Raw genomic sequence first — 24,721 nt, forward strand, 5'->3', positions numbered from 1 at the left:
GCTTCCAGTACAATGAACTGGAAAGAAAACGGGCTGCATAATTTTTTACACCTTAAACCTGTGAAAATTTTGTGTTGACTAAATAGCGCAGTTTAGGAAAGCCCTAAAATGGCTTCACACCTATTTCAATAATTGGAGGAGATAAAAATGAGATCAGAAAAGGAAGTTTATGATATTGTTTTGAATTTTGCAAAAACAGACAAACGCATTCGCATGGTTACTTTGGAAGGATCTAGAACAAATACAAATATTCCGCCTGATGATTTTCAGGATTTTGATATTACTTTTTTTGTTACGGATATGGACAGCTTCACAAGTGATGATAAATGGCTAGATATATTTGGTGAAAGGTTGATTCTGCAAAAGCCGGAAGATATGGAATTATTTCCAGCTGTAGAAAAGGGATTTTCATATTTAATGCTGTTTACTGATGATGTTAAGATAGATTTAACTTTGCTGCCGCTGGAACTGATAGACGAGTATTTTACATGGGATAAACTGGTAAAGTTACTGTTGGATAAAGACAACCGTATCGTAAAGCCGCCAATACCAACGGATATAGACTACCACTTGCAGAAGCCTACTCAAAGAATGTTTGACGATTGCTGTAATGAATTTTGGAATACTACAACATATGTAGTAAAGGGCTTATGCCGCAAAGAAATTCTTTTTGCTATTGACCATATGAATGATATAGTACGAAAAGAATTGCTTCGCATGATTTCCTGGCTGATTGGTATCAAACAGGGATTTCATTTCAGTTTGGGAAAAAACTATAAATTTATGAAGCAATATGTCCCAGAGGAATTGTGGGAACGACTTATGTCCACTTATAATATGGATTCCTATCCCCATATGTGGGAATCCTTTGAACAATGTATGGCATTGTTCCGGGAGGTTTCGTCAGAAGTGGCATGCCAGTTGGATTACCAGTATCCACTATATGATGAAAAAATCAGTAATTATGTGATTCGGCAAAAGAAAAAATATGGCATTGAAGATGATAACAAATAAAATTTTTTCAATCGAAAAAATTTATTTTGATTATTCAATTTTGAAAAACTGAATACCTCAAAATCAGAAAGAGAGCGGCCAAGCACTTTGAGGGATTGGCCGCCTTGTCCACCCATCCAGCGGGACAGCGGGCGGAGGTCAAGGCCGGGTGTAAACCCGTTCATTTCAGCCTTGACGGTTGCCCGTTGTCCTGCTACTTTTCCGGGAGTGTGGCCACAACTTCGGGACACTTTGTCCACAAGTTGGAGCGTAGGACGAGGAACTGGGGCTTTCATATACGCCCTGTCTGCTGATGAGTCCAGACCTGCGCTTGCGGCTCCACGCCACGCAAGCACAGCCCTGTTTTCCTGCCGCTTCAAATGCCCTTGCCCTCCCCGGCGGCAACGGCATTTTCACGGCAACGCCGGCAGAGCGTATAACACACTACACTTTGCTTCGCAAAGTCGTGTGCCAAATGGGGGCGTTGCCCCCTTTGGAAACCCCCACAAGAAAAGGCGGTACGCTACCCCTCCACGGGGCGCATACCGCCTTTTCTTGTTATCCAGCCCTCCGGCTGTATCGGTTGAGCAAAAGTCCGCGTGGGATTGATGTGGTATCTTTAACTTTGGGAAACTTCTCTCTCCCAATTCGATAGTGCCTGCCGGGTAACATTCAATTCCCCGGCTAGTTCTTCCTGTGTCATTCCCAATTGTGTTCGCAGATGACGTATTTGCTTTCCTGTTGTAATATTCGTCTGTTCCTGGTTCAAAATAGTTTCTCCTCTCTGATACTGATTTTATCAATGATATTTCGCAATAGCCAGCAATGAACGCTTGCATTGCGCAAGACGTTACATTATCTTCTGAAACATATAGCGCACCTTGTCCAGGCGGCTGTTTGGACGGCGGGGCTGGATGACCGGCTGACCGACAGCGGCCTGATATCCTTTCAGCTCTGTAAGGCATACGCTCCGCCCGTTGGTGTAAGAGGCCAGATCAGTACGGTATGCCTGTATACAGCGGGCGGGAATCTCGCCAGTAAAGACAACTTCATCCTTTTTTACCTGGACCGTTTCGATGGTGGCACAGTATTTCGGTGCATCATGATAAGCCCTGGAAAGATATTCCCGGGGCGCATAGAGGGTGAAGGAGAGATAAGGTTCCAGCAGTTGCGTCCCTGATTCCTTCAATGCCTGTTCCAATACAATCGGGGCCAATGAGCGGAAGTCCGCCGGCGTGCTGACCGGACTGTAATAAAGCCCGTATTCAAAGCAAATCTTACAGTCCGTTACGTTCCAGCCGAACAAGCCCTGCTCCAGCCCGTAACGGATACCATCCCTGACAGCGTTTTGAAAACTCTGGTTCAAGTATCCCAGCGAAACCCGGCTCTCGTATTGTACACCGGAGCCAAGCGGGAGTGGTGTAACAGACAGTCCGATGGATGCCCAAAACGGGTTGGGCGGCACCTCGATATGGATGGTGTGGCTGGCTGCTTTGAGCGGCCGCTCCATATAAATGACGGTGGGTTCCTTTACCACTGTTTCAAGCTTGTATTTTTCCGACAGCAAAGCGGAAACAACCTCCAACTGCACCCGGCCCAAAAAAGAAAGAATGATCTCATGGGTGATGGAATCCACCTCGCAGCGCAAAAGCGGGTCAGTATCCGCAAGTTGCGTAAGAGCGTCCAGCAGCCGTTCTCTTTGCGCTGCCGTTTTCGGCGCAATCGACGTCCGCAGCATGGGGAGGGGGTCCTCACGCCACCTTTTACGAGGGAGCCGGGTTGGGTCCCCTAATACATCGTTTAACCTCACGCTGTCGCTGGGAAGGATAACAATTTCACCCGGATAAGCGGTGTCTGTCCGAACAATTTCCCCTTTGGATGGAATACGCATCTCTGTGATTTTCAGCTTTTCTCTCCCGGCCAGGGCCACCGTATCCCGCAGGCGCAGCGTTCCGCTGTATAGCCGTAGATAGACACGCCGCTGGCCGCAATCTGTATACTCCACCTTGAAAACGCTGCCGCATAGGGCGGCGCTCCCCTGTTCCCCAATCGGTTGGAACAGCCCTGTCACCGCATCCATCAACGGTTGAATGCCAAGGCCCTTTTTGGCGCTGCCATAATAGACCGGGAACAGGGAGGCGTCTTGAACCCGCCGCTGTTCCTCCCGCACAAGTTTTTCCCGGCTGATTGGTTCTCCTGCGATATACTTTTCCAATAATTCATCGTTATTTTCGATGACCGCATCCCATGCTTCTATGTCGGTATTTTCCTCCAGGACTATTTCCGGGGACAGCGACACCGTCTGCTTGATGATAATATCGGCGGAGAGCTTATCCCGAACAGACTGAACCACGCTCTGCAAATCAACGCCAGCCTGGTCGATCTTGTTGATAAAGATAACGGTGGGAATGTTCATTTTCCGCAGGGCATGGAACAGAATACGGGTCTGGGCCTGCACGCCATCTTTAGCGGAGATCACCAAGATGGCCCCATCTAAAACAGCCAAAGAGCGGTACACCTCCGCCAAAAAATCCATGTGGCCGGGCGTATCCACAATGTTGACTTTACATCTGTGCCACTGGAAGGAAGTGACTGCCGCTTGAATGGTAATCCCACGCTGCCGCTCCAAAAACATGGTGTCCGTCCTCGTTGTCCCTTTTTCGACGCTCCCCGGTTCTGAAATGGCTCCGCTGGCATATAGCAGGCTCTCCGTCAAGGTCGTCTTTCCAGCGTCTACATGGGCAAGAATTCCAATATTGATTATTTTCATGTGATTGTCCTCCCTTTACAGCCCCAAAGGGCATAAAAATCCCCAGCAGTAAAATACTTTTACCACTGGGGATTATAAGTTGCGGACATACACATATACAGCATACACCTGTTTGTGATTGCTGTTTTTGGGGATATGTCAAAATTGATAAGGCAAAAGTATTCTTAAATTGGGTACAAAAAACTAAGCCCCTACAAAAGGAGCTATCATAATCCTTTGTTCCCACTATTTGATTATAGTTTTATTTACGAATACCTTGCCGCATATTTTTTACTCCTTTTCTGGATTAAATCATTGTATCACATCAGTTTTAGGAAAGCAAGTACCTAAAAGAAATTTTTCTTCCCCTTATATGTAACAATCATACCGGCTTCCTAGCGTTCAGAATGTTTTCTGCTGTCTGCTGTGGTGTTTGGTTGGAATTGTCCAACCAAAAGCCGATCCGTGGTGTTGTCTGCATTTTACTAAATACAAATTCAATGTATACAGAAAGAAATATATAAGGAGTGGGAGGGATTCCGCCGTAGTCGGCATTGTAGGAAAATCCAAAAGTTTAGATTTTCTCAAAATGCTTATCTTTTGGTCTTTGGTTCGGAATAGTGTAGTGCTGGCGGTCTATCTATTGTTTTCGGTTGCTTGCTTCTTTACCGTACATGAGCATTATCTTTATGCAAGATACATCCATTCATTCTTCCTATGGAAAATTAAAAGTAAGTTTATCTTGCGAAAACAACCGCATAAAAAAATCTATTCTTTACGTGAATTTTCAGGATAAATAAAATTTCAGAATTCCCTGTAGTTTTCTGTTAAATCTTCTTCAAGCCACAGGGAAATTTCTTCCGTCACTTTTGAAAGTTTTTGCTCTTTTTGTTTTCCTGTTATTGAACATTCCCAGACAACAGCAACTCTGTAGCAGTTGTCAAGATAGGCTGAAATCACTTTTTTGTCACGCGCAATGTTCCTTTCAATTTTATTTTTCCAGAATTCAACATTTGTTTTTGGCAGCCTGAAAAGTCGGCAGTTCTTGTGTCCGTGCCAGAAGCATCCGTGTATAAAAATAACTGCGTTGTAATGCGGAAGAAAAATGTCCGGCGTTCCTAAATACCGCTTGTCGTTTTTTCTGAATCTGAATCCGGCTTTGTGGAGCGCGCTTCTTAAAAAGACTTCGGGCTTTGTATCCTTGCTGTGGATTTTTGCCATGTTCAGGCTTCTTTGTTCTGCGCTCAATATGTCCATTTCTGTATCTTAATTTTGCCAAGATAAAAATGCAACCGATTTTAAATTTGAACATGCCATCTGAAATTACAACAGATGTAGATTTTTTTTATAACTTTTTAGCATTACCCCCTGCCCGTCAGGATTTGAGGGGGCACTGGGGAGCTCTTTCACGCTTCAAATTACTCTTGTTTGTCTTATTTTTCTTATATTTTACACGATTTTCCATTATTTTCAATCAAAAAAAACTTCAAATAACTTCAGAGAAACCGTAATTTTACTTAATGTTTTTCCTTAATAGCAGATGGCAGAACTGTAGTATCTTTCCGTCCAAAATTTTGTTTTTTGGCTCAGGATTTTTAAAAAGTTTGGTGCTAACCGCGGTTAGTTTTAACAAAATTGGCCGTCGGGTTTTTGGCGAAAAAAAACGGCGGCCGCTGCTCAACTTCGTGATTATTTTAAGTAAAATCAGATTGTCTTATGCATTTGCTAATGAGTTATGAGTTCTAATTTCATGAATCTGTTCTACAAGATGTCGATTTGCCTGTGGGTTATTTGTATCATAAAACCAATTATGATTGAAACTATTTATTGCACCATTGTTTCCTGATGTACCTATTACCAGACTATGGAAGTTTGTATTATCTTCCTGTGCAGATTCTATTTGTGTCTTTATGTCGTTATCTAATGACTGCATTACAAAGTCAGATATCATCAGAACATCAGCATTTTTCCATTCGTTTTCTGAAAGCATTTTTACAGCATGTTTAAGAGCTGGTGTTGCATCTGTTCCAGTTCCACTCTTCGTCTTCCGTTATAATTTCGTGATTCTGATAAAAATGTATAACGTCAATAACTAACCTTGTGGCTTCTTCTTCCCTAAGGTGCGATAATTGATAGACATCCTTGTATCGAAAACTTTGATATTTTGTCTAAACTGTATAATTGTCATGTTGAAGATTTGTATGTTCTGAAGCAGGTTGATTTTTCTGATTTGCAGGTGCGCGAAAATACTCCTGAATATAAAACTTAAGGAATTGATTGAATTATGCGGAATAGTCCCTGTGTATTAACTGCTTGAACTTCATGAATCTGTTCATTTTCTCCAGACATCTGAACTGTTACGCATATTGTATTCCAGTTAAAAGCGAGGCTTTCATCACGGGAAAGCATTTCTTCAATATATTCATCAGAATTAGCACAATCAGTAAGAAATAAGATAAAATCTTCAATGGAAAAATACCAGTCTTCGTTTTCTTCATCCCAGACGCAGCAGATATTATTCTCTTTAAATAATTTTATCGAACTAGGTTGATCCAAGTTATTCTCCTATAGGTTTCATAATAAAACAAAAGGAGAATAAAAGAATTAAACTGTTAGTTTAATTAACTATATTAAACTCTAAACGAAAGGATATGATTTGAAAGGAGTTAAATCTATATAACATAAAGATTTAACTAAAGTTGATTATACTTAAATGATAGTTTGAAGAATGAATTTTGTCAATAAAAGTGTTTGTACATATGTTTACACGTTTTGGACGCAAAAAAAACAAAGGGAGCTTTTGCACTCCCTTTGTTTCCATTTATTGTTCAAGCACAGAATTCATTTTTCCGTACTGTTCCATAATGTTATCCAATCCCGACGCAAAAGGAGAGGAATATACCTGCAACAGGCTTTCAAGTGCAAGTTTTATTACTGCGTCATTTCCTGATTCAAGAGCTTTGTTGATTAAGTCAAAATAGCCATCATAAAGCTTATTTCTTTCTCCATATCGCTTAGTCAAATATTCAACCATCAAATCTCTTTTTTCCTGGAGCATTGTACAAAGCGTATCTCTTCTTGCCCTTATCAGTTCTCGTTCTGTAGTTCCTTGATTTAAAATCTGAATACAGGTTGATATACCTTCTAACACTGGGGTTAAAATCATAGAATCTAATCGTCCTGTTGGATTTGGCATTACAACTGATGTAAGTGTTTTCATTATAAATTCTCCGTTGTGAAGCTGTTTGTCTCTAAAACATTTTTTAGTGCTGTTGCAAACATAACGATTTGGTCAAAATTCCTATGTTCGTTTTTATCGGGATGGAGATTTTCAATTGAATGTTCTCCATTTAATTGAAGCAGACAATAAGACAATTTTTCTGAAAGATAATTAAATAGACTTATTCCTTCTTCAATCTGTTTACGAAGAATTTTATAGTCTAGGATTTTATCTTCAATTGTCTCACACATCAAATCAACATTCTCTGCGAATTGTTCTGCTCTTAAAAGATTATTTGTTCCATATGAGGTGATTGCCTGCATAGATTCATTTAGAATTTCAGAATTGATTCTTTTTTTTATTCCGTTGAATTCATCAAATTTCTTTTCAGCCAATCTTGCCTCATTCTTTAGTTTTGAGCATTCAGCTTCAAATTTTTCTTCAGAAAATCCTATAATGTCGTTTGTTTGTTTTGCATCAATTGCACCTTTTACGGCTGCTCCAACTCCAACCGCAGCAGTAACCCCTAAGGCAACTTCTCCGGCACTTATAGCTGTTGCCGCTGCTCCTGCAATTATTGGTAATAAAAAGAACATACTCCAAATCCTCCTTTAGTTTTTTTCATGCTACATCCTCCATATCAAAGTTTGTCTCCGGCAGGTCTCCGCAATCTTCACAAAGACATTCTCCGTCCTTGTAATATATATGCTCCCAAAAGCCCATTCCTGATTCCGTAGAACGGATTTCAACTTCAAGGTTCAGTTCTTTGGTTGCCAGTCGAAGACAAGTCAGTTTTTGCTCTGAGTCATCGTTGTAATATGTATAATCTCCCTCACACATACACGAATAAACGCTCCAAGCACAATCTCCGAAAATCTTTGCTGTCTTTATTCCCTCAGCAGATACTGATTCATTGTCAATTTCTGCGGTGAAGATTCTTGCAAAATATTTTGGTGAATTATCATAGTCCGTAAGATAGTGGTAAAATGTATCAACATCATCAGGCTTCCCTCGAACCAACATATCAAAGTCACAGATATTTGCCATCGTTTTTCCTTGTAAAAATAAAATCCGTCCTGCATTAAACAAGACGGATTCGCAAGATTTCATGCAGCCGGAGGCAAGTCAGCTTCGCCAGGAAGTCTCTTTGCAACCTCTGCAAATGGATTGTCTTCTATTTTTACACGGCTGAACGGCTTTCCGTCACCTTTGACCGATGTAAAAAGTCCTGTTTTAGAATCGCGTTTGACCCACTTTCCGATTTTCGGATTGTAAATCTGCGTCCTGTCCTTGAAGTCTTCCGTTTTAAACGGAAGCACATTCGGCTTTGCGGATTTTGCCGCGGTCTTTGTAGAAAAGATTTTCATTTCCTTTTCCTCCTTTTGTGTCTTTTCCTTAAGTTCCTCGATGAATTTGTAGACCTTTTCAGTCCATTCCACCGCCTCAATTACCTTCCAGGCTACATGACCTTTTCCAGCCCAGCCCTGAATGTAAGCCTTTGTGTTCTGCAAATCGATTTCCACTCCATAGAGTGAACCTAAAAATGCAGACGACAGTTCCGCACATATTTCTTCAAAGCCATATTCGAGCGTTATTTTTTCTTTCCGCTTGATTTCAGCGATGATTCCATGCGAAAGCTCGTGAAGGAATACCTGCTTATCGGTGCAGTTCATACGGATTACACGCTCAAACGGAGAAAAACTTCCTTCCGCCGTTCCGCATAAATCCGCCTTTACTTTAATTCCGAGTTTCTGTGCAACATCAATAAGAGGAAGCTCGTCTGTTTTCAGTTCCTTCATCCGCGTCTGATACGGCAGTTCCTTACCCTCTGTATCTTCGATTCGGAACTCATTTATCAGTGTGAATCCTGAAAGAACACGCTTCTCTTCATTCGTCGCATCGTCCTTCTCAGTCTTGAAAAGCGGTGCAACTATTTGAAACGAATGACTTCCTTTTTTCGGAAATCTCCCGGCTTCCGTCCAGGCGTTGAAAGTCCGTGCATCGCGCGTTCCGTTGAAGAAGGCAATCATCTGATTGCAACGGCTCCATTTCTGCATTGGAACAGAGCCATCATCAAAACGCTGCACCTTGTCACGAATATACGCAACTGCCCCGCCGGAAATCACCTCACGAACCAAGCCATCTAATATTCCTCGTACAACCTCAGATCTTGAAAGTCTTTTGTTTTCCATAATCAACTCCTAAGCCGCAAGCGGAACGAAAACTGCAAACTGATTCTTGTCTTCGCTATTCTCAAGCATTACAAGCTTCCTTTTTCCATTCTGTGTAAAAATCTTCCATTCAGCATTAGACAGGTCTTTGAGAAATCCAATATTCACATTGAAGCCAGTATCAAACAAAAATGAGCAGTACGCAGAAGAAAACTTCTCATCACGTTCAGACTTCGTTCCGTTTCCTAAGGTTTTAAGATTCAAGGTTCCTTTTAGTTTTACATTTTCAGGAACAATACATTTCCATGAAGGGAAAACAATGTCAGATGGATTTTGAAAAACAATGCTGTTGTCTTTTATTTCAGGCTGATAATTGCCTGCCGGAATACGTGCATTGATATTTGCAGCATGAAGTCTTTTTCCATCTGTACAAACAATTCGAGAGCCTGTTCGTGTATTTTCGATATGCATGTATCGAGTGAAAAGAACATTTTGTTTTCCTCCCATAGCTTTCATACAGAAGAGAAGTTTTTCGAAATCTTTGTAATTTTGATTTCGCGTAAAAATGATTTGATTTTCTTTCATATTTTTCTCCACAAATTAAAAAGCCCTGGTGTTTCCACCAGAGCTATAAAGTTCTCTGCATTTACGCAGCCATTTTTGAAAGTCTTGAATCAAGCTCTTTTCGAACGACTTTTTCAAGTTCCAGAAGTTCATCAACACCTTCTTTATTAAGCCTTGTATTTGCCACAATTCCACGGATTTTTGTAATTTCTTCTTCTGTAAAAGATTTCTGTCCGCCATCTTCGTGGTTCATAACATCGCCGATTCTGGATATAACGGTATTTCCCAGTTCCTTGAGATTTGCTTCATCTGTTGTTGGTTTTCCAGTTTTTCCTTTTGATGAAGAATGTATCTTAGGTAAAGTATCATCCGTTTGAACAGCTGAATCCTTATCGTTTTCTGGAAAAGAAATTTTACCTTTCGGCAATGCCCATTCAGGAAGCGCAGGCGGATTCCATTTAAACCACTTATCAGTTTTTGTCTTTCCTGAATATTTACCGTTTTCGCAGACAGTTATCCAGCCTTCTTCTAAGTCATAAAGATAACGACCGATTCCAAACTGAACGGCAGCACGTTTTATAGCTCCTGAGATTCCGCCTTTCACAGACTCAATATCCGTAGCATCAGCTCCGTCAGTTCTTGAAATCCATTCAACGCTTCCATCCTCATGCGTAACTCGAATGGAAAGTGTACAGAGATAAGCGTTTCCGTCTTTCCTTATTTCGCTTCTCCAGCCATCTGCGCCACATACTTTATCAAGACGTTCCTGAACGGCTCTTGAAGTTATGTATGCAAGGCATTTTCCCCAGATACGGCCGTCTTTTGATTCACCGCACTGCTGAAGCCGCCATTCAATATCTTCCAAACTGAAAGGTTCTTTTAATTTGCTTAAATCCATATCCTTTTTCTCCTTATGATTAAGCTGCTTTTCCCACATCATCAGAGATATCATCACTGATGAGATTTTCCATGCAATAGTTACAGAATTTTGAGCAAAGGCAGTAGTTCTTGCATTTCATTGATTCGCCTTTACGAACTTCAAGATAATGACCTTTTCCAAGTTCCGCGATTTTTTCTTCTGCCTCTTTCTGAGTATCAAAGAGTTTCACCGCAGATTTCCGACCATCCTTTTTTACAGCATACACATCTTTTTTCTGCCAGCGTTCTTCTGCGGTACATTCAGGAATCATGTTATCCACGCTTGATGAGAAAAGTTCATACTGAAAGACTTTCTTTCTGATAAAACTTTCAATTTCTTCAAGAGCTTCTTTTGTAACATCGAATTCATAAACATACACAGGCGACTGCGGATAAGTATGGTCACGGTCTGATTCAGTCTTGGAATGATCTTTTAACAAGGCAATGAAGCGACATTTCTTTGCAGGCAATCCATTTTTCTGCAATAACCATGCATAGATAAGCCCCTGCATACGCCACTCAGGAAAGCCATACGCTTTACCATCAACACCTTTTTGCCAGCTTGCTTTGATTTTATAAACTGAAGTATTTTTGTAATCGCAGATAGTACCAGTGGACATATTATAGTTATCAATGCGACCTGTAACGGTAATATCTGCAACAGGTTGTTTTACTTCAATTTCTGTAAAATCATTTTCTCCTTCTGTTTCTAAAAGTGCATGGACTGCGGTTCCAAACACAGCCCATATGCGCTCAGAAACATCATCTTCAAGCTCATTCCAGTGTCGTTGAGTGAGAATTACCTGCTTAGTTCCTTGAATCAGCGTTGTAGCAGAGATTTCACCAGGTTTATTATGAGGCTCTGGCGATACTGCCTTAACAAGTCCGTAAGGTAAATTAAGTTTGTTTGTAATTTTCATAATTCCCCCTTAGAAAATGTCAAAGCCGGCTGCTTTAGCTAAGGCAACTTCAGCATCCTCTGTTTTCTGCGTACCGAATAGTTCTGATTTATTGTACTTGGAAGTTTTACTTGATTGAGAGTTTCCTGTTGAAGTCTGTTTATCATTTTCTGAATTATCACCTTTTTCTAATTCAGAAGAATTCTTCATAAACTCTACATGCTCTGCAACAATCAAAACCTTACTCTGAGTTCTCCCTTCAGTATCCTTCCATCTGTCCTGTTTCAGTCTGCCTACAACACGACAGCAAATTCCTTTTGTTGCCTTCTTTTCAACAGTTTCAGCAAGAGTTCCCCATGCATTCACATCAAAGTAAGAAACTTCCTGTTCAAAAGTACCATCAGATTTCTTGTAGTAGCGATTTACAGCCATACTGAATGTTGCAAGTTTTGAATGGTTCGCTGTTTCTTTGATTTCAGGAATACGAACAAGGTTTCCTTCAATAATTAATGAATTGATTTGATTCATAAACTAATCCTCCTAAGATAGTTTCTTAGAGGATAATATCTATGCAAAAACAGCTTTTGTTCCATTTAATGCCACTTTAAATATAGCCCGCCAAGATAAGCCTTTTTAACAATTCCCCATTATCTTATAACCATGAACAGAATTGAAATCAAACCGATGCCCGGTGACGTACTTTCCGTAAACCGAGGCATTTACAAGCATTACGGCGTTTACGTTGGTAATGACACTGTGGTTCATTTTTCCGGTGGAGAAGGATTTGAGCTTTCTGCAAAGCGTGCCTGCATCAGAAAGACAAGTCTCGAAAACTTCCGCAAGAATGATGAAATCCAGATTGAAACACGTTGCTGCAAATCTTACAGCCGTAAGGAAACAGTGATGCGTGCGTTAGGTGCGGTTGGAACAGAAAAGGGAAAATATGCACTCCCCTGGAACAACTGCGAACATTTTGCAAACTGGTGCCGTTACGGAGAAAAACGTTCTTCGCAGGTAGAACAGTTTGTAAGTAAAGTTGGAGGCTTGGGACTTCTTGCAGCCGGAGTCTTACTTGTTGGCTGTCTTAAAGATGAACTGGAGGATTTGATATGATGAATAGTTCAATCTGCACTGCACTTTTTTTGAATGCATTAATTATGCTTGCTCTTCTTATCCTTTATTTTAAGGATCCGGACTTTTTCTATTCGAAAATGTATTTACGCATTCATAAACTTAAATTTATACTTCGGACCCATTTTGGAAAATCTGGAAAAGAATATAAAGAAAAATATCGTCTGTTATCTACCGCTGTTCGGGATTGCGAATACACAGTTTGTAGATATGTTAATAAGAAAAATCTTTCAACTCTTTCTGAAGATGAGACTCTACATAATCTTTTAAAGCATTACAAGGAACTCTTGTACATTCACTCTCTTCCTGAAGAAGAAGTCTCCATTGAAAAAATCAGCGATGAGATGAGCGAAATTGAAAATTTGTATTTCCCAGACATGGATCCTTATTATCAGGAAGATTTTGAAGAACTGGCATAAAAGGTGTTTCAGAAAAGTATCTGTCTGGAGAAAAATCCTGAAATACAAAAAAAATAAAAGGAGATACGCATATGGCTATCAGTGAAAAGAAACTTAAGGAAATCCGCAAAGGATTTGATAAGAGCAACAGACTTGTTATGAATCTTTACAGAAGAAACGGAGATACATCCCTTCTGGAAATGCTTTATCTTGATTCAGAAAATCCGCAGGAAGTGGCAGATGAATTTGACATTCCTCTGGAAATTGCTGAAAAACTTGTTGAACGTGATAATGCAATTAAAGAAAATCCTTTGGAAGCAATGTCTGAAACTTCTGGAAAGCTTTTTGCAGGTATATCTGCAATCTTAGGAAAACCTGAAAAATCAGAGCTGTATGATAAGGCTTTTGAATTTGTTGCTTCAAGCGGTAATGAAGAACCAGCGGCTTTGGCCGAGGCTCTTGAAATTACTGTTGAACAGGCCACTTCGCTAATTGAAGAAATGCGTTTGCACGGAGACATTGCAAGCGATGATGATGGTGAAGAAGCCTCTGAAGAGACAGCAAATGATGAGTCAGAAGATTTTAATGACGACTCTGATGATGACTTCGATGCAGATCTTTCAGATTTTCCGGAGAAAGTGATTGAAGCACTTGCCTTTGTTGGAGATGTAATTCAGGACACTTCCGAAAAAATATGCGATGTTCTTGATGAATCTGTAGAAAAATTTCAGGAGCACGACTTTGATTTTTAGAAAAGAATCTGTGGAAGCAACTTTTTCACTCGATGAAAAAACAAATTTACGCTGCATTGCAAAGAACATCGATGAAGCTAAGAAAATGGCGGAAGAATATTCTGGCAAGAAGTTAGTTCTAACTGGCTGGAAAATTGTTTTGGGACGAAAAGATAGAGGCACTATTCTTATAGTAAATAAACCTTGTTTTGCCCCAAAAAAAGTCGAGTAGTTGTTCATAAGCAGAAAAACTAACAAAAAGCCCAAGGTGAAAATACTCCTTGGGCTATCTTTTTCTAGAAGATTTTTTATTGTCTTCCGCCAATCGGCTCAAAATGAAAATGCACCAGAGCTTCATTTACTTCATCTATGGAATATGGACCTGTTTTAAAACAGAATTCAAAAATAACATCCTGCTTAAAACCACAAAGAGTTTGGCCCGCACTTGAAAGCAAATCAATAGCTTCGTCATAATTCAGTTCCAATGCGAGAGCAAGAGAAACAATAGTTTCCTTTTTAGGAGTCTTTGTCTTACCGCTCATAATTTTCGAAAAACAATCAGGTGTCATTCCTGCAGCAGTATAAACCTGAGGGTGAGTCATATTTTTTTCATTGATATAAAAAATCAGACGCGAAATGAAATCTTCAGAACCTGGAGTTTTAAGCTTCTTCTCAATATTCTTAAAACCAGGATGTTTCAGCGGACTCATTCCACTGAACGGTCTTGCATTTCCTCGCCAAGCTATTTTTCTTGCAAAATCAATAAGCGGATTTGAGTTTAAGGAAAACAGGTTTTCTCCTTTTTCTTCGGTCGATTCTTCATCAACAAAGTTTGCTTCTATATATTTAGTGAGTTTTGTAATATCTATCATTTTTGTACCTCCAAGGAATAATATTTATTTATGAGTTTATTTCGTTTCAGTTTTCAGGATTGCTTTTAAATCATTTATAGGAGCCGCAGTTGAATCTGACAGCGTAAAGACATGAAGCATTTCTATACTTCGTGTAATTGCCGTATAAATCATATTACGATTCATTTTATCTGCCGTAGCTTCATCAAACACATCAACAAAATGTGCCCGGTGGTCAAGATAGAACAGAACAACAGGAAAGTCCAAGCCCTTGCAGCTTTGAGTTGTAGCAAGACGGATAATACCAGTCTTTGAGAAATCAAAATCAGGTTCATTTACAAAAGCACTGTCCAAATCAAGCTGATTTTTCAGACTTTCATTTAACTGTTCCAAAAGTGATTTTCTTGGAGCAATAAGACAGATATTTTCCGGCTCATAATTGAGAGAATTAATACACATTTTTACAGTCGAAATCATCTGTGCAAAAGAGTCATTCTGATTTTTATTTTCGTGAAGTTCAACAGGTGGCCCAAGTCGGAAGGTTTCCGGCATATTTTCTTTATCTGCACCTTTTATGGTCGTCCGATATTTTTCTGCAACTTCGTTTATCTGATTTGTACTTCTAAAATTAATATTCAGAATTTTTGAATGCCCATTTATATCAATTCCAGCTCTGTTCCATGTAAAGCCCGGCTGAAAAACAGATTGATCATTATCCCCCGCAAGAATCATACTCTCGCGAACTGTTGTACGAATAAGGCGTAATGTTGCCGCACTCAAATCCTGTGCTTCATCTACAAAAAGATAATCTGTTTTTAGTTCTTCCGGAATTGTGTATTCACCGTTTTCTATTTTCTGAATCAGCTTATAAATTATGTATTGAATAGGTTGCTCTTCAAGTTTATTCCATTCAGTAAAAATTGTTTCTACAGCTTCCCAGATTGCTTTACGTTTTCCAGCATTCTGAGCCTTTTTCATTCCTGTACGGCGGATTTTTTCTTCGCAGTATTCTTTTTGAGTAACGCATTTTGGAAGAATAAATTTATCAAGCTCAGTCCAGATGTCCTGACCAAGAGGATTGTCATTTTCAACATCCAGGATTTTTGGAAGCGTGTAAGTCAATTTTATGGAAGGGAAAGCATCCTTCAATATCTTGTTCACATAGCTTTCGGAAGTTCCAATTATTTCTTCTTCAAGCGGATTTTCGATATTAAGTAAGGCAGCAACATATTTGTTATATTTTTCAAGACTGTGCGTAAACGTAATCAGCTTGATTGATTTTTCACCATCAAAAAGACTCTGTTTATTCTGCTGAATCAGTTTTTCCAGTGTTTTCAGAAGCACAAGAGACTTTCCTGTTCCAGCACTTCCTTTTACAAGAAAGTCACGACTGAATCTTACCTGATTTACAATTGACTGCTGCTGGCGGGTAAGATGAACAAGCGACTGCTCATAATCGTAACGGGTGCGGGTATAACAGGCCAAACGTGAAAGATTGTCGATATAGTTTTCTGTGTCAGTTAGTTTTTCTATCTGAATCTGGAGTTCTTTTTGAGTTTTACGATTCGCCTGTTCTACTTCATTTTTTTCGCGCCGAAGTTCATCTATGCGCTCTTTATTCTGCTTGTTTTTAGTAATCTGCTGCTCATAATCTAATTGCAAAGTTCTAAGTTTTGCAGAAACAAGTTCAAGCTCTTTTTTCTTTGATTCCAGTTCTTCAACTTTTTGAGCCATATCCGCGTTAGACGAAGAAAGCCGTTTTAATTCCTGATTAGCCTTTTCAAGTTCCCTTGCAGTTTCTGCAGGAGATTTTCTTGAATCCCAAATTTTCAGATTTACCGCCAGCTGATTTATTTGAGTAAGATTAGGCAGATTAAAAATAGTTGCAAACTGCGAAAGCAAAAAAGCCGCACTGTTAGCTTCTTCTACAGAAAGATTTTTAAAATGATGTCGAACCTGATTAGTGTTTTTCTGATTGTTCAGAATATCCCGAAAAAGTTGATATTCCTTTGGATTATGAACAGAGTAACGTTCCCGGTATTCATCCAAAAGCTCATAAAATTTGGTGGAATTGTCTACAGCGGTCCCTAACTTTTCGCGAAAAAATGCCTCCAGCGTAGAAAAAACTGCAAGGGTAAAAATGCCGGAGTCCACCCCTTGCAGAGATTTAAGACGCTTTATCTGGTCCAGGGTTGGGATGGGAGAAAATGCTGATTGTGTCTGAACTTTTGAATCTGCCATATTTTTTACATTAATGCACTACCATCTTACAGGTGAAATACATTTTCTGCTACCACACTTCGGGCATTTTACCAGTTTTGGAAAAAGACCTTTCTTTTTTGAGAAATGCTCCCCGCATTTCTGGCAGATGTATGGAATGGGAGTGCCGGGGTGAGGAGGAACGAAGCTAGTGGATTTTGGGGACATGGGTGAACTCCTTGATTTTTATAATAATGAAAGCCAATCAAAAAAATCAGCAACTTTTTCAAGCCCCCATGCAACCCCATTAAGAGGAGCTGCTACAACATTACCTATAACATCACCAATGCTATCATCATTTGAAGACTGATAACTTGAAGTCAAATTCCTTGATGATGAATCAGAAGTAGCTGAGGAAGAAACAGTTTTCCTCTGCCCGCTATAATTTTCCAAAACATAATTAACTAAACAGTCTATATTATACTTATTGGAGGCTGAGTAACACATGGGTCGCCGTATTTCCTGATGTATAACTTCTTCAATTCTTCGTTTTACAGAATCAATCTGATTATCAAGAAAAACAGATAAAGTTTCATCAGGTTTCGCTGACGAGTCATCCCAATGATGCCCTTTCATCGCCATATCTGCTTGATTTATAGCAAATAAAACCTTGTTGCTTTCAATATTTTTAAAAATTGTATCATTTAACAAAGAATAAGTTACTCCTAAATCTCTTCTAGAACCATCAATAACGAAAAGCACAATATCTATAAGATTGCCATATCTTATACCGTCTTTCATAAAGGGACGATTAAGGTATGAAGAAATCTTTTTTAGGTGTCGTTCATCCTCTTCAGGGGAATCTCCAAGTCCTGGAGTATCCCACAGACGGATATAATCATTCAATTTATAAGCTTTTATTTCTTTAGTTTCTGGATAAACTCCGTACCCAATTTTTGCAGCATTATCTCCAAGCAATGCATTTATCGTAGTTGATTTTCCTGCACCAGTTACGCCAACAAGCATAATATCAAGCGGAGGAATTTGAATTTTATTTTGTTCATTCTCTGTCATATTTTTTTGAAAAGACATCATATCGATTACTGTATAAACAGCCTCCTTGTATTATTTTTTGCTTGTACAATTTTCACGAATTATTAGCCAAATAGACCTCCAAAAAAGCCACCAATGCCACCTATAATGGCACCTATAAATTCGCCCACGGTTTCACCAACAGAACCAAAAAATCCGCCAATTTTTCCACCGATTTCGATGCCATTTTTTGCACCTTCTATTACACTATCAAAGATTCCGCCTATAGACGATTCTATCACATTGTTACGATAATCTTCCAAACCGTCATCACTCTGCCACATTGTTTGATTCGTATTCAAGTTTTCCATAACATTTAACCGTTTTTCGGCTGGAATGTTGTCGATGATATAGAAAAGGAGTTTTGAAAGATTATATGCGGGTTCTTGCGTTCCGTTTGTTTCCATATAGCCAGCAGAATAAGAAATTGGCTGAATAGAAATGCCAGTCCCATCAAGAATTCTGTCGTGGACCGACTTTTCTTTTTCTTTGAGGAACTCTTCAAGTTCTGACTCTGGCTTATGATTCTCTGAATCCCAATATCTGCCTTTCATCGCAACATCAGCTTGATTTATTCCGATTAAAAGCCGATGACTTTTTCCTTCTCCCAAGCAAGGTGCAATTACATTATTGATAAGTTCATAAGAAGTTCCCATATCGCGACTTGATCCATCAAGAATCACAAGAACCACGTCAATCAAAAGGTTTCCGTTGTTGTCTTTCTTTGTCAAAAGGTCAATTATTCCCTTTGAATGCATCTTATCTTCTTCCACACCATCCCCAAGACCAGGACTGTCCCAAAGTGTAAGATTCCCAAGTTCATACTTTGCAATCTGCATTGTTTCAGGAGTGGAACCAGTGCCGACCTTGGCAACTTCTGTATTAAAAAGAGCATTTATTGTGGAGCTTTTTCCGCACCCAGTCGCACCAGTAATAAGCACATTCGGCTTTGCATCCTGGCTTACCAAGAGTTTTTTAAGAGCTTTCTGTTTTTCACTCTCGTTCATCGTTGACTCATTAATAATTTGAGCAAAATTCTCGTACATCTTTCTCATTTGATTTTCTCCAAATTTTAAAATTTATAGCGTTATAATAGCAATTATTGACTCAATCATTGCCAAGTTCTAAGGTTTCCCCAGCATCAAGTTTTTTTCGAAAATCCGGATTCATTGAGAATGGATTGTTCGTTACTACTCCTGCCATAGTATGCAAAGCATCCAAGACCACATTATCTTTGTCCTTTTTTATTCCGTAGTTTATAACTTCACTGCCCATATCTATAATTTTTTTTCTCTCTCCGAATGTCTCGTCCATTGCTCGGTTTAAACTATCAAACTTCTTCTGATTAGCATCCATAAGGATTTCTTTTTGCATTCTAGTCATTTCTAGTTCTGCATTTACCTTTTGTAACTCAATCACGCTTGAAGTCACAGTTTTAGCAAATTCCAATCCGTTAGAAGAAATATCCAAAAATTGTGATGGAAGTTTCCCACTTGTATCTGGGACAGAGTTTGGCATCCCACTCTTTGAATTTTTGCTCATTTTAAATTCTCCCTTATTTGTTATTATTTGGAATAGTTTTCTTTATTCTCTCAAATAAATTGTCATTATTTGCCATTGAATTTTCACAAACATCTGATTTCACTTTTCTTTTTGATTTAGAACCTCTAATTTTTGTGTTTCTTATTTTAAGCATTTCATAAGTTGCATTTATCAAATTGAGTACAGCCAGTTTTTCATCCTCCGCATACGAATTCCATTCTTTCTGTGGAGTTTTATCATCAATCCCTGTTGGGTATATTTTTTTCACTGCTTTTTCGTATTCGAATGCAAAAGATTTCAATGCTTCCCGAAGAGATTTATTCACTTCCGCCATACGCTTTTTATTTCTTTTTAATCGCAAATAAGTCTTATTTACTTCCCCTATTTTTTCTTCAATGTCATACATTTCACTTTCAAGGTCATTAATCTGACTACTTGCCGTCAAATGGGAAACAATAGGCATTGCAGCCACGGCAAGCACATTCACAACAGGTATAGCAGCAGTTGCAGCCGTCACCCCTAAAGCTGTCAATCCAGTCGAAACTGCAGGAACTGCAAAACTACTAATAGCAAGAGAACTACCTCCAGCGATCATACCAGAAGCTGCAACAACACTAGGGGCAGTCTTTACCAGATTCGCACCCGCTAAAAGGCTTACAGTTGTAGGCAGTGTTGTTCCTACAGAATGAGTTATCATTGTAGCCTGCGAAAGAAGCTTTGCATAATTTTGAAAAATCTCAGCTTTATCGAGAGTATGTTCAATAGCTATAATTTTTTCATGAGGAATATTCAACTGAGCAAACAATGTTTTTCTTTCCTTTACATTTGCCGGCACAAAAAGACAAATTTTCATTGCTTCCTGCTGACTTTTTTGTTGCAATTCCGAAAAAGTTTTTAAAGCACGCTTATATCCTGCTTGCATATTCTTACATTCACGGATTTTGTCATTGTATCTTTCGCAAGTTTCCTCATACTCATATTGAGCATCTTCCAAGCGTTCAGCCGCACCAAAAGTGATTATGTTCATAAACAGGTTTGCCATAATCTATTCACCTATTTATCTTTCTTTCCGATTTTAATTTCCCAATCGTCTGTGATTGTATCTAAAAATTTTCCAATTTTATGACCTGTACCAGATTCATTGTCTGAAGCTTCATCATAAGCATCACCTGACTTTGTGAATACATCATCAATTTCGTTACCGAAAATATTGATTGAAAGATTACTGTGTGTGTCTTTATTCTTGAAACTTTTCATTTTTTTCTCCTTTTCCTAGAATTTTGCTAAATTGTATTAGGACTAGAAGAAAAAATCATAGCTTGGCAGGCTAATTTTTTAATATCTGATGAATCGATAACATTTTCTAATAGTACTTTTTGATTATAAAGCAAAACTCTCTAAGAATAATTTTACACCCTTCATCCCTCAATTGTAAATAACTTTTCTTATAGGACTACTATTTTTGCCATCAAAAGCCCAGTGGTAACATTCTCTACTCTTACCAGATATTTGTAAATGAATAACTCTGATAGGAAAATAATTATATCTACGAGGATTATTATGACGGGTGAAGATGTTCGCCAGACTTTGGCTAAGAATATAAAGAAATTTAGAGCTCAGAAAGGATTTTCTCAGGCACAACTTGCAGAAAAAGCTGATATTTCTCTTCCTTTTATGAGTTCCATAGAACAGAGTTCAAAATGGCCATATCCAGATACGTTGGCTCAGATTGCGGCCGCACTTGAAGTTGATGTTTCTGATTTGTTTTCAACAGGTAAGAATGACGCAAAAAATCATCAGCAAACGATTGAAATTATGAAAGCACTTGTAGAAAATCAAAAAAAAGCCTTGGATGAATTTGGTGAAAAGTATTTAAAATAAGACTTGCAATTCTGAAGCAGTTACTTCACCTCAAAGTTCTTATTCTTATACAAAACAGTTTCTGTATTTGTAGATTTCACTATCTTCTTTTTAAATAACACAGTCCATTTTGTTTGTCGTTCTGTATAATCTTTTTTCCCTTGAGGGAAGAAGGTTTTACAAAAATATTTTTTATTTTTATCTTTCGACAAAAACAAAAAAATTGGAACTTTATTTATTTCATTTCTTAAGAGAAAATCAGCTTCAATAACAGAGAAGGCTTGCAATTCTGGATTGTATTTAAAAATTGTGTCATTACTGTCAAAGATATATTCAAGAGTTGGAAGATATTCAACACGACCTTTTATGTAATCATAATTATTTGATGATTCAATATAGCTTACTGGTAATTGTCCTGATTCAATCTGATTATAAACTCCTTCTGCAGGTATAAAGAGTCTCGATAAATCTTTTAGATATTGTAATCCGGCTAGGTGAAAGAAATGATACTTTTGAAATTCAATTGTTAGAGAAACCGTTTTATCTTTACGGCCAAGTACGAACTGATATTCAATATCAAGAAGTTTTGAGAAAGCTTTTTGAGCATCAAGTATATTTGCCATTTATTCCCACCATAAAAAAGAAAAAGCCCTGCGCCATTCGCAGAGCTTTTGTTCCGTTTTCTTTCGGCTTTCGCCTAGTTCAGATGAGGTCTCCGGAAAACCCTTCAAAGACTGGCAGAATACTGCTTCTGAACGCAATACGCTGCGTAATAATCTAACAGATACTCAAGTTACCTGTCGCCTTGAATGGCAAGGACTTACCACTTAAAATATACGGCAATAGGTAAGAAAAATCAAGCAAATTTTGCATTAAATATTGATTGCAGCTCTCAGCTTTTCAACTTGTACATGAGAATACACATCAAGAATCTGAGTTGAACTATGTCCAGTAAGACGACGAATATAGAGTTCCGGCACGTTATCATTTGCAAGATTAGAGGCAAAGGTATGTCTCCAGGAATGAAACGAGAGGTTTCTCTTTTGGCGTTCTTCTTCCGTAATTCCTACATTGCAGAGAGCTTTTTTGAATTGTGCATAAATCTTGTGACGGGCAATAGGTGTTTTTCCATCCGTATCACTGAAAACAAAATCACCAACATCTTTTCCCCATGAAAGATTAAGGAGCCTTCCCATAAGTTCTTTACTGACAGGAATTATTCTGTTCTTTCCGGTCTTCGTGGAACAAAGTCCAAATCTATCATTCCAGCTGTGTTTAATTTCTATGCAACTCTCGTGCAGATTCAAATCCTGAACTTGAAGAGCCTGTAATTCTCCTAATCTACAGCCGGTATGAAATGCAAGCAGCGTCATTGTATAGATTATAAGATTATTATCCCATATTTTTTCAAGCGCACTATTTCCAAAGAGTTTATCAGTTTCATCCTTATTAAAGAATCCTTTTTCTCTGGTGTCTTTCTTGAAAAGCATGATTTGATTTACAGGATTGAATTTTATATCTCCCATCTTATAGGCATAATTGAAAACGAGCTTTAATGCATTAATCTTAAAATTCAGAGTTGTATTTGTAAGACCTTTTTCTTTAAGTGTCATAATAAATCTTTCAATGTCTCCTGGCGAAATCTGGCTTATCAATTTGTCATTGAAAAATGGTATAGCTTCCTTTTTGATAAAACTATCACGAGCTATAGCACTGGCTCTTTTGTAATTGAATCCTCTTTTTACTTTACCTTGAATGTAAGGGCTTTTATCATAATCATAAAAATCTTTCGCATAATTTGAGAAAGACAAGCGCGAATTAGGAATCAGTTTTCCCTGCGCCATTCTATCCAAGCATACTTGCAAAGCTTTCTGCTGGTCTGACTCTCCAGTTGAATATTGTAATCTTCTGTTATTTTCATCTCGTGTTACGTAATAATAAATCTTCTCTCCAGTTTTTAATGTCTTAAGAAATAAGACAAATTGCTTTTTATCCTTTCTCATAGAGCATCTCCTAATGAGATGTCTTTGCGTGTTTAGTTTTTTAAACTTACTAGATAAGCTACTTGCTTACTGAATAAATACAATGCTTATGAATCATTTCGATATTATCAACTTTGTATTTTTCAAAATCTTTATACAGTTCATCATAAATATCATCCTTTGCTTCGCTTGAATCGTTCACAGAATCTGAAAAGTTAAATAATTCTTTTTCTGTAATCTTATTTAGGGGTCGAGGAGTTTTTTCTAAGCCTGTAATATGCAAAGGCTTGTTTGTGGAGCTAAGAAAAAGAATCGTATTAAAAAACGGATGCTGCTCAATAATAGGTATTTCCCCAAAGATGAAGCCATGCTTACGCCATGTTTTTGCAATGTAAGTCTGGTACCTGCTGAATATTTGATAGAAGTCCCCCTTGATATTATCAAGATGAATATAAGCACAATTTGCCCGGCATAATCTGACTTCTATACGAGTAGGAAAAAGAAGATTTTTAACAAATGCTTTTGGAAGCTGGTTCCTGTATAGAAGGTCGCTTATGCGGTCATACATTATCCAGAGAGATTTTCTTTTTTTATGATCCTTTGAATAAACAGTAGTTGCAAATCTACGCTCTCCGGTAATCTCTTCACTGGGAAGTTGCAGTGCATTTCTAGGAAAATCGAAATAGAAATCAAGCTCTGCAAGCCGGAAAATTGAGTGACGATTTTTAAGGATATAATGAAATAAAGAATCATTCTCTCGATTAATGATTAGAAAACTTCTCAAGCATAAGCTTTTTACTGTCCAAATCACATTCCATAAAATATTACAATTCAACGCTTCAGCCTGAATATGGCAAAGATAATACTTTTTGTATTTTGATTCCCTTATTTCAAGACTGACACCAAGAAATACCTGCCTTTTCTTAAACCATAATTTCTCATTCACATAATTGGGAAAGAATTCAATACTGATTGTATCTATTCCTTCCGCTCTTTTTGATGTCCTTTCTATTGCTGAATCCATTGTTCTTCCTCCAAAAAGCAACTTTTTATAAATATATGTTGCAAGAAAAATGTAGGTGTTTTTATTCTGTTTTTTGGTAAAATTGAAATAGTCAAGAAAAGTGCAGTCCCAAATACCCCTTAAATTAAGCTGCTATTAACATAGCTGTTTTTGACAGCCTGTATTTAGTTGGAGGAAAACCTCCGTTTACAGTGCTGATTCTTACAGTGTTGTAGTAAGCAAAAATGTATCTCCAGACTTCTTTTTTTACTTCTTCGGCTGTCATTTTTGTCGTGTCCATCTGATAGATTTTTTCCTTTTTAAGGGTAGCGAAAAAACTTTCCATTCTGCAGTTGTCGTAGCACTTTCCGACATCGCTCATGCTCTGGACAATATGCAGCTGTCCAAGAACCTTCTT

At 38.4% G+C, this 24,721-nt stretch carries 30 protein-coding genes; 6 read left to right on the top strand and 24 right to left on the bottom strand.

Annotated elements, in window-relative coordinates; translation table 11 throughout:
• Positions 1 to 147: 147 nt before the first annotated feature.
• Positions 148 to 1,014 (top strand): aminoglycoside 6-adenylyltransferase AadE, encoded by an 867-nt coding sequence (locus tag B5D47_RS10600; protein WP_001255868.1) that lies wholly within the window; start codon positions 148 to 150, stop codon positions 1,012 to 1,014.
• A 598-nt stretch (positions 1,015 to 1,612) separates the two neighbouring features.
• Here the strand turns inward: B5D47_RS10600 and B5D47_RS11815 are convergent.
• The 13 genes from B5D47_RS11815 to B5D47_RS10680 all read right to left on the bottom strand — a co-directional run bounded on the left by B5D47_RS11815 (position 1,613) and on the right by B5D47_RS10680 (position 12,042).
• Positions 1,613 to 1,762: a helix-turn-helix transcriptional regulator gene (locus B5D47_RS11815; protein ID WP_078931818.1), complete on the bottom strand. Its 150-nt coding sequence runs from the start codon at positions 1,760 to 1,762 to the stop codon at positions 1,613 to 1,615.
• An 81-nt stretch (positions 1,763 to 1,843) separates the two neighbouring features.
• Positions 1,844 to 3,763 (bottom strand): tetracycline resistance ribosomal protection protein Tet(W), encoded by a 1,920-nt coding sequence (gene tet(W) / locus B5D47_RS10620; RefSeq protein WP_078931819.1) that lies wholly within the window; start codon positions 3,761 to 3,763, stop codon positions 1,844 to 1,846.
• A gap of 783 nt (positions 3,764 to 4,546) precedes the next feature.
• Positions 4,547 to 4,999, bottom strand: a complete 453-nt coding sequence (locus B5D47_RS10630) for a very short patch repair endonuclease (protein WP_078931820.1) — start codon at positions 4,997 to 4,999, stop codon at positions 4,547 to 4,549.
• A gap of 457 nt (positions 5,000 to 5,456) precedes the next feature.
• Entirely contained in the window at positions 5,457 to 5,732 is a 276-nt protein-coding gene (locus B5D47_RS10635) for a hypothetical protein (protein ID WP_078931821.1), read from the bottom strand.
• 275 nt (positions 5,733 to 6,007) lie between these two features.
• On the bottom strand, positions 6,008 to 6,298 hold the full coding sequence (locus B5D47_RS10640; RefSeq protein ID WP_078931822.1) for a BRO-N domain-containing protein: 291 nt from the start codon (positions 6,296 to 6,298) through the stop codon (positions 6,008 to 6,010).
• 265 nt (positions 6,299 to 6,563) lie between these two features.
• Positions 6,564 to 6,962, bottom strand: coding sequence for a hypothetical protein (locus B5D47_RS10645; RefSeq protein ID WP_078931823.1), 399 nt, complete (start codon positions 6,960 to 6,962; stop codon positions 6,564 to 6,566).
• Complete coding sequence (locus tag B5D47_RS10650; RefSeq protein WP_078931824.1) at positions 6,962 to 7,558, bottom strand: hypothetical protein; 597 nt, start codon at positions 7,556 to 7,558, stop codon at positions 6,962 to 6,964. The genes B5D47_RS10645 and B5D47_RS10650 overlap by 1 nt, the downstream gene beginning before the upstream one ends.
• A gap of 25 nt (positions 7,559 to 7,583) precedes the next feature.
• A complete protein-coding gene (locus B5D47_RS10655; RefSeq protein ID WP_143592701.1) occupies positions 7,584 to 8,009 on the bottom strand; it encodes a hypothetical protein in 426 nt (141 codons plus the stop codon).
• A gap of 59 nt (positions 8,010 to 8,068) precedes the next feature.
• Positions 8,069 to 9,154 (bottom strand): zincin-like metallopeptidase domain-containing protein, encoded by a 1,086-nt coding sequence (locus tag B5D47_RS11580; RefSeq protein WP_200806586.1) that lies wholly within the window; start codon positions 9,152 to 9,154, stop codon positions 8,069 to 8,071.
• A 9-nt stretch (positions 9,155 to 9,163) separates the two neighbouring features.
• On the bottom strand, positions 9,164 to 9,718 hold the full coding sequence (locus B5D47_RS10665; protein ID WP_078931826.1) for a hypothetical protein: 555 nt from the start codon (positions 9,716 to 9,718) through the stop codon (positions 9,164 to 9,166).
• A 61-nt stretch (positions 9,719 to 9,779) separates the two neighbouring features.
• Positions 9,780 to 10,595 (bottom strand): Rad52/Rad22 family DNA repair protein, encoded by an 816-nt coding sequence (locus B5D47_RS10670; RefSeq protein ID WP_159443533.1) that lies wholly within the window; start codon positions 10,593 to 10,595, stop codon positions 9,780 to 9,782.
• Between the two features lie 19 nt (positions 10,596 to 10,614).
• Positions 10,615 to 11,535, bottom strand: a complete 921-nt coding sequence (locus B5D47_RS10675; protein ID WP_078931828.1) for a DUF2188 domain-containing protein — start codon at positions 11,533 to 11,535, stop codon at positions 10,615 to 10,617.
• 9 nt (positions 11,536 to 11,544) lie between these two features.
• Complete coding sequence (locus tag B5D47_RS10680; RefSeq protein ID WP_078931829.1) at positions 11,545 to 12,042, bottom strand: single-stranded DNA-binding protein; 498 nt, start codon at positions 12,040 to 12,042, stop codon at positions 11,545 to 11,547.
• A gap of 132 nt (positions 12,043 to 12,174) precedes the next feature.
• Between B5D47_RS10680 and B5D47_RS10685 the strand changes: the two genes are divergently transcribed.
• From B5D47_RS10685 to B5D47_RS10700, 4 genes are all read left to right on the top strand, one after another.
• Complete coding sequence (locus B5D47_RS10685) at positions 12,175 to 12,627, top strand: lecithin retinol acyltransferase family protein (protein WP_078931830.1); 453 nt, start codon at positions 12,175 to 12,177, stop codon at positions 12,625 to 12,627.
• A complete protein-coding gene (locus tag B5D47_RS10690; protein ID WP_078931831.1) occupies positions 12,624 to 13,064 on the top strand; it encodes a hypothetical protein in 441 nt (146 codons plus the stop codon). The genes B5D47_RS10685 and B5D47_RS10690 overlap by 4 nt, the downstream gene beginning before the upstream one ends.
• A gap of 71 nt (positions 13,065 to 13,135) precedes the next feature.
• Positions 13,136 to 13,795, top strand: a complete 660-nt coding sequence (locus tag B5D47_RS10695) for a hypothetical protein (protein ID WP_078931832.1) — start codon at positions 13,136 to 13,138, stop codon at positions 13,793 to 13,795.
• Entirely contained in the window at positions 13,785 to 14,006 is a 222-nt protein-coding gene (locus tag B5D47_RS10700) for a hypothetical protein (protein WP_078931833.1), read from the top strand. Before B5D47_RS10695 ends, B5D47_RS10700 begins: the two co-directional genes overlap by 11 nt.
• A 76-nt stretch (positions 14,007 to 14,082) precedes the next feature.
• Here the strand turns inward: B5D47_RS10700 and B5D47_RS10705 are convergent, their stop codons facing one another.
• The 7 genes from B5D47_RS10705 to B5D47_RS10735 all read right to left on the bottom strand — a co-directional run bounded on the left by B5D47_RS10705 (position 14,083) and on the right by B5D47_RS10735 (position 20,715).
• A complete protein-coding gene (locus B5D47_RS10705) occupies positions 14,083 to 14,646 on the bottom strand; it encodes a hypothetical protein (RefSeq protein ID WP_078931834.1) in 564 nt (187 codons plus the stop codon).
• Positions 14,647 to 14,682: 36 nt separating this feature from the next.
• Positions 14,683 to 16,866, bottom strand: a complete 2,184-nt coding sequence (locus tag B5D47_RS10710; RefSeq protein WP_078931835.1) for a UvrD-helicase domain-containing protein — start codon at positions 16,864 to 16,866, stop codon at positions 14,683 to 14,685.
• 204 nt (positions 16,867 to 17,070) lie between these two features.
• On the bottom strand, positions 17,071 to 17,919 hold the full coding sequence (locus B5D47_RS10715; protein WP_078931836.1) for a GTPase family protein: 849 nt from the start codon (positions 17,917 to 17,919) through the stop codon (positions 17,071 to 17,073).
• 62 nt (positions 17,920 to 17,981) lie between these two features.
• Positions 17,982 to 18,971: a GTPase family protein gene (locus B5D47_RS10720; RefSeq protein WP_078931837.1), complete on the bottom strand. Its 990-nt coding sequence runs from the start codon at positions 18,969 to 18,971 to the stop codon at positions 17,982 to 17,984.
• A gap of 52 nt (positions 18,972 to 19,023) precedes the next feature.
• A complete protein-coding gene (locus tag B5D47_RS10725; protein WP_078931838.1) occupies positions 19,024 to 19,458 on the bottom strand; it encodes a hypothetical protein in 435 nt (144 codons plus the stop codon).
• Between the two features lie 13 nt (positions 19,459 to 19,471).
• Positions 19,472 to 20,500: a hypothetical protein gene (locus B5D47_RS10730; protein WP_078931839.1), complete on the bottom strand. Its 1,029-nt coding sequence runs from the start codon at positions 20,498 to 20,500 to the stop codon at positions 19,472 to 19,474.
• Between the two features lie 11 nt (positions 20,501 to 20,511).
• Complete coding sequence (locus tag B5D47_RS10735; RefSeq protein ID WP_078931840.1) at positions 20,512 to 20,715, bottom strand: hypothetical protein; 204 nt, start codon at positions 20,713 to 20,715, stop codon at positions 20,512 to 20,514.
• A 258-nt stretch (positions 20,716 to 20,973) separates the two neighbouring features.
• Between B5D47_RS10735 and B5D47_RS10740 the strand changes: the two genes are divergently transcribed.
• Positions 20,974 to 21,339 (top strand): helix-turn-helix domain-containing protein, encoded by a 366-nt coding sequence (locus B5D47_RS10740; protein WP_078931841.1) that lies wholly within the window; start codon positions 20,974 to 20,976, stop codon positions 21,337 to 21,339.
• A 20-nt stretch (positions 21,340 to 21,359) separates the two neighbouring features.
• Here the strand turns inward: B5D47_RS10740 and B5D47_RS10745 are convergent, their stop codons facing one another.
• The 4 genes from B5D47_RS10745 to B5D47_RS10760 all read right to left on the bottom strand — a co-directional run.
• Entirely contained in the window at positions 21,360 to 21,941 is a 582-nt protein-coding gene (locus B5D47_RS10745) for a PBECR4 domain-containing protein (RefSeq protein ID WP_078931842.1), read from the bottom strand.
• A gap of 249 nt (positions 21,942 to 22,190) precedes the next feature.
• Complete coding sequence (locus tag B5D47_RS10750; protein WP_078931843.1) at positions 22,191 to 23,321, bottom strand: tyrosine-type recombinase/integrase; 1,131 nt, start codon at positions 23,319 to 23,321, stop codon at positions 22,191 to 22,193.
• Positions 23,322 to 23,379: 58 nt separating this feature from the next.
• A complete protein-coding gene (locus B5D47_RS10755) occupies positions 23,380 to 24,324 on the bottom strand; it encodes a hypothetical protein (RefSeq protein WP_078931844.1) in 945 nt (314 codons plus the stop codon).
• A gap of 124 nt (positions 24,325 to 24,448) precedes the next feature.
• The coding region (locus B5D47_RS10760; protein ID WP_234970049.1) for an IS3 family transposase at positions 24,449 to 24,721 on the bottom strand (273 nt) is incomplete at its 5' end.

The organism is Treponema berlinense (assembly GCF_900167025.1).
Classification (GTDB): Bacteria; Spirochaetota; Spirochaetia; order Treponematales; family Treponemataceae; genus Treponema_D; species Treponema_D berlinense.

Coding starts and splice junctions, on each gene's coding strand:
- B5D47_RS10600 (WP_001255868.1), top strand. CDS start 148: ATGAGATCAGAAAAGGAAGTTTATGATATTGTTTTGAATTTTGCAAAA.
- B5D47_RS10630 (WP_078931820.1), bottom strand. CDS start 4,999: ATGGACATATTGAGCGCAGAACAAAGAAGCCTGAACATGGCAAAAATC.
- B5D47_RS10635 (WP_078931821.1), bottom strand. CDS start 5,732: ATGCTTTCAGAAAACGAATGGAAAAATGCTGATGTTCTGATGATATCT.
- B5D47_RS10645 (WP_078931823.1), bottom strand. CDS start 6,962: ATGAAAACACTTACATCAGTTGTAATGCCAAATCCAACAGGACGATTA.
- B5D47_RS10650 (WP_078931824.1), bottom strand. CDS start 7,558: ATGTTCTTTTTATTACCAATAATTGCAGGAGCAGCGGCAACAGCTATA.
- B5D47_RS10655 (WP_143592701.1), bottom strand. CDS start 8,009: ATGGCAAATATCTGTGACTTTGATATGTTGGTTCGAGGGAAGCCTGAT.
- B5D47_RS11580 (WP_200806586.1), bottom strand. CDS start 9,154: ATGGAAAACAAAAGACTTTCAAGATCTGAGGTTGTACGAGGAATATTA.
- B5D47_RS10665 (WP_078931826.1), bottom strand. CDS start 9,718: ATGAAAGAAAATCAAATCATTTTTACGCGAAATCAAAATTACAAAGAT.
- B5D47_RS10670 (WP_159443533.1), bottom strand. CDS start 10,595: ATGGATTTAAGCAAATTAAAAGAACCTTTCAGTTTGGAAGATATTGAA.
- B5D47_RS10675 (WP_078931828.1), bottom strand. CDS start 11,535: ATGAAAATTACAAACAAACTTAATTTACCTTACGGACTTGTTAAGGCA.
- B5D47_RS10680 (WP_078931829.1), bottom strand. CDS start 12,042: ATGAATCAAATCAATTCATTAATTATTGAAGGAAACCTTGTTCGTATT.
- B5D47_RS10685 (WP_078931830.1), top strand. CDS start 12,175: ATGAACAGAATTGAAATCAAACCGATGCCCGGTGACGTACTTTCCGTA.
- B5D47_RS10690 (WP_078931831.1), top strand. CDS start 12,624: ATGATGAATAGTTCAATCTGCACTGCACTTTTTTTGAATGCATTAATT.
- B5D47_RS10695 (WP_078931832.1), top strand. CDS start 13,136: ATGGCTATCAGTGAAAAGAAACTTAAGGAAATCCGCAAAGGATTTGAT.
- B5D47_RS10705 (WP_078931834.1), bottom strand. CDS start 14,646: ATGATAGATATTACAAAACTCACTAAATATATAGAAGCAAACTTTGTT.
- B5D47_RS10710 (WP_078931835.1), bottom strand. CDS start 16,866: ATGGCAGATTCAAAAGTTCAGACACAATCAGCATTTTCTCCCATCCCA.
- B5D47_RS10715 (WP_078931836.1), bottom strand. CDS start 17,919: ATGATGTCTTTTCAAAAAAATATGACAGAGAATGAACAAAATAAAATT.
- B5D47_RS10720 (WP_078931837.1), bottom strand. CDS start 18,971: ATGAGAAAGATGTACGAGAATTTTGCTCAAATTATTAATGAGTCAACG.
- B5D47_RS10725 (WP_078931838.1), bottom strand. CDS start 19,458: ATGAGCAAAAATTCAAAGAGTGGGATGCCAAACTCTGTCCCAGATACA.
- B5D47_RS10730 (WP_078931839.1), bottom strand. CDS start 20,500: ATGGCAAACCTGTTTATGAACATAATCACTTTTGGTGCGGCTGAACGC.
- B5D47_RS10735 (WP_078931840.1), bottom strand. CDS start 20,715: ATGAAAAGTTTCAAGAATAAAGACACACACAGTAATCTTTCAATCAAT.
- B5D47_RS10740 (WP_078931841.1), top strand. CDS start 20,974: ATGAATAACTCTGATAGGAAAATAATTATATCTACGAGGATTATTATG.
- B5D47_RS10745 (WP_078931842.1), bottom strand. CDS start 21,941: ATGGCAAATATACTTGATGCTCAAAAAGCTTTCTCAAAACTTCTTGAT.
- B5D47_RS10750 (WP_078931843.1), bottom strand. CDS start 23,321: ATGAGAAAGGATAAAAAGCAATTTGTCTTATTTCTTAAGACATTAAAA.
- B5D47_RS10755 (WP_078931844.1), bottom strand. CDS start 24,324: ATGGATTCAGCAATAGAAAGGACATCAAAAAGAGCGGAAGGAATAGAT.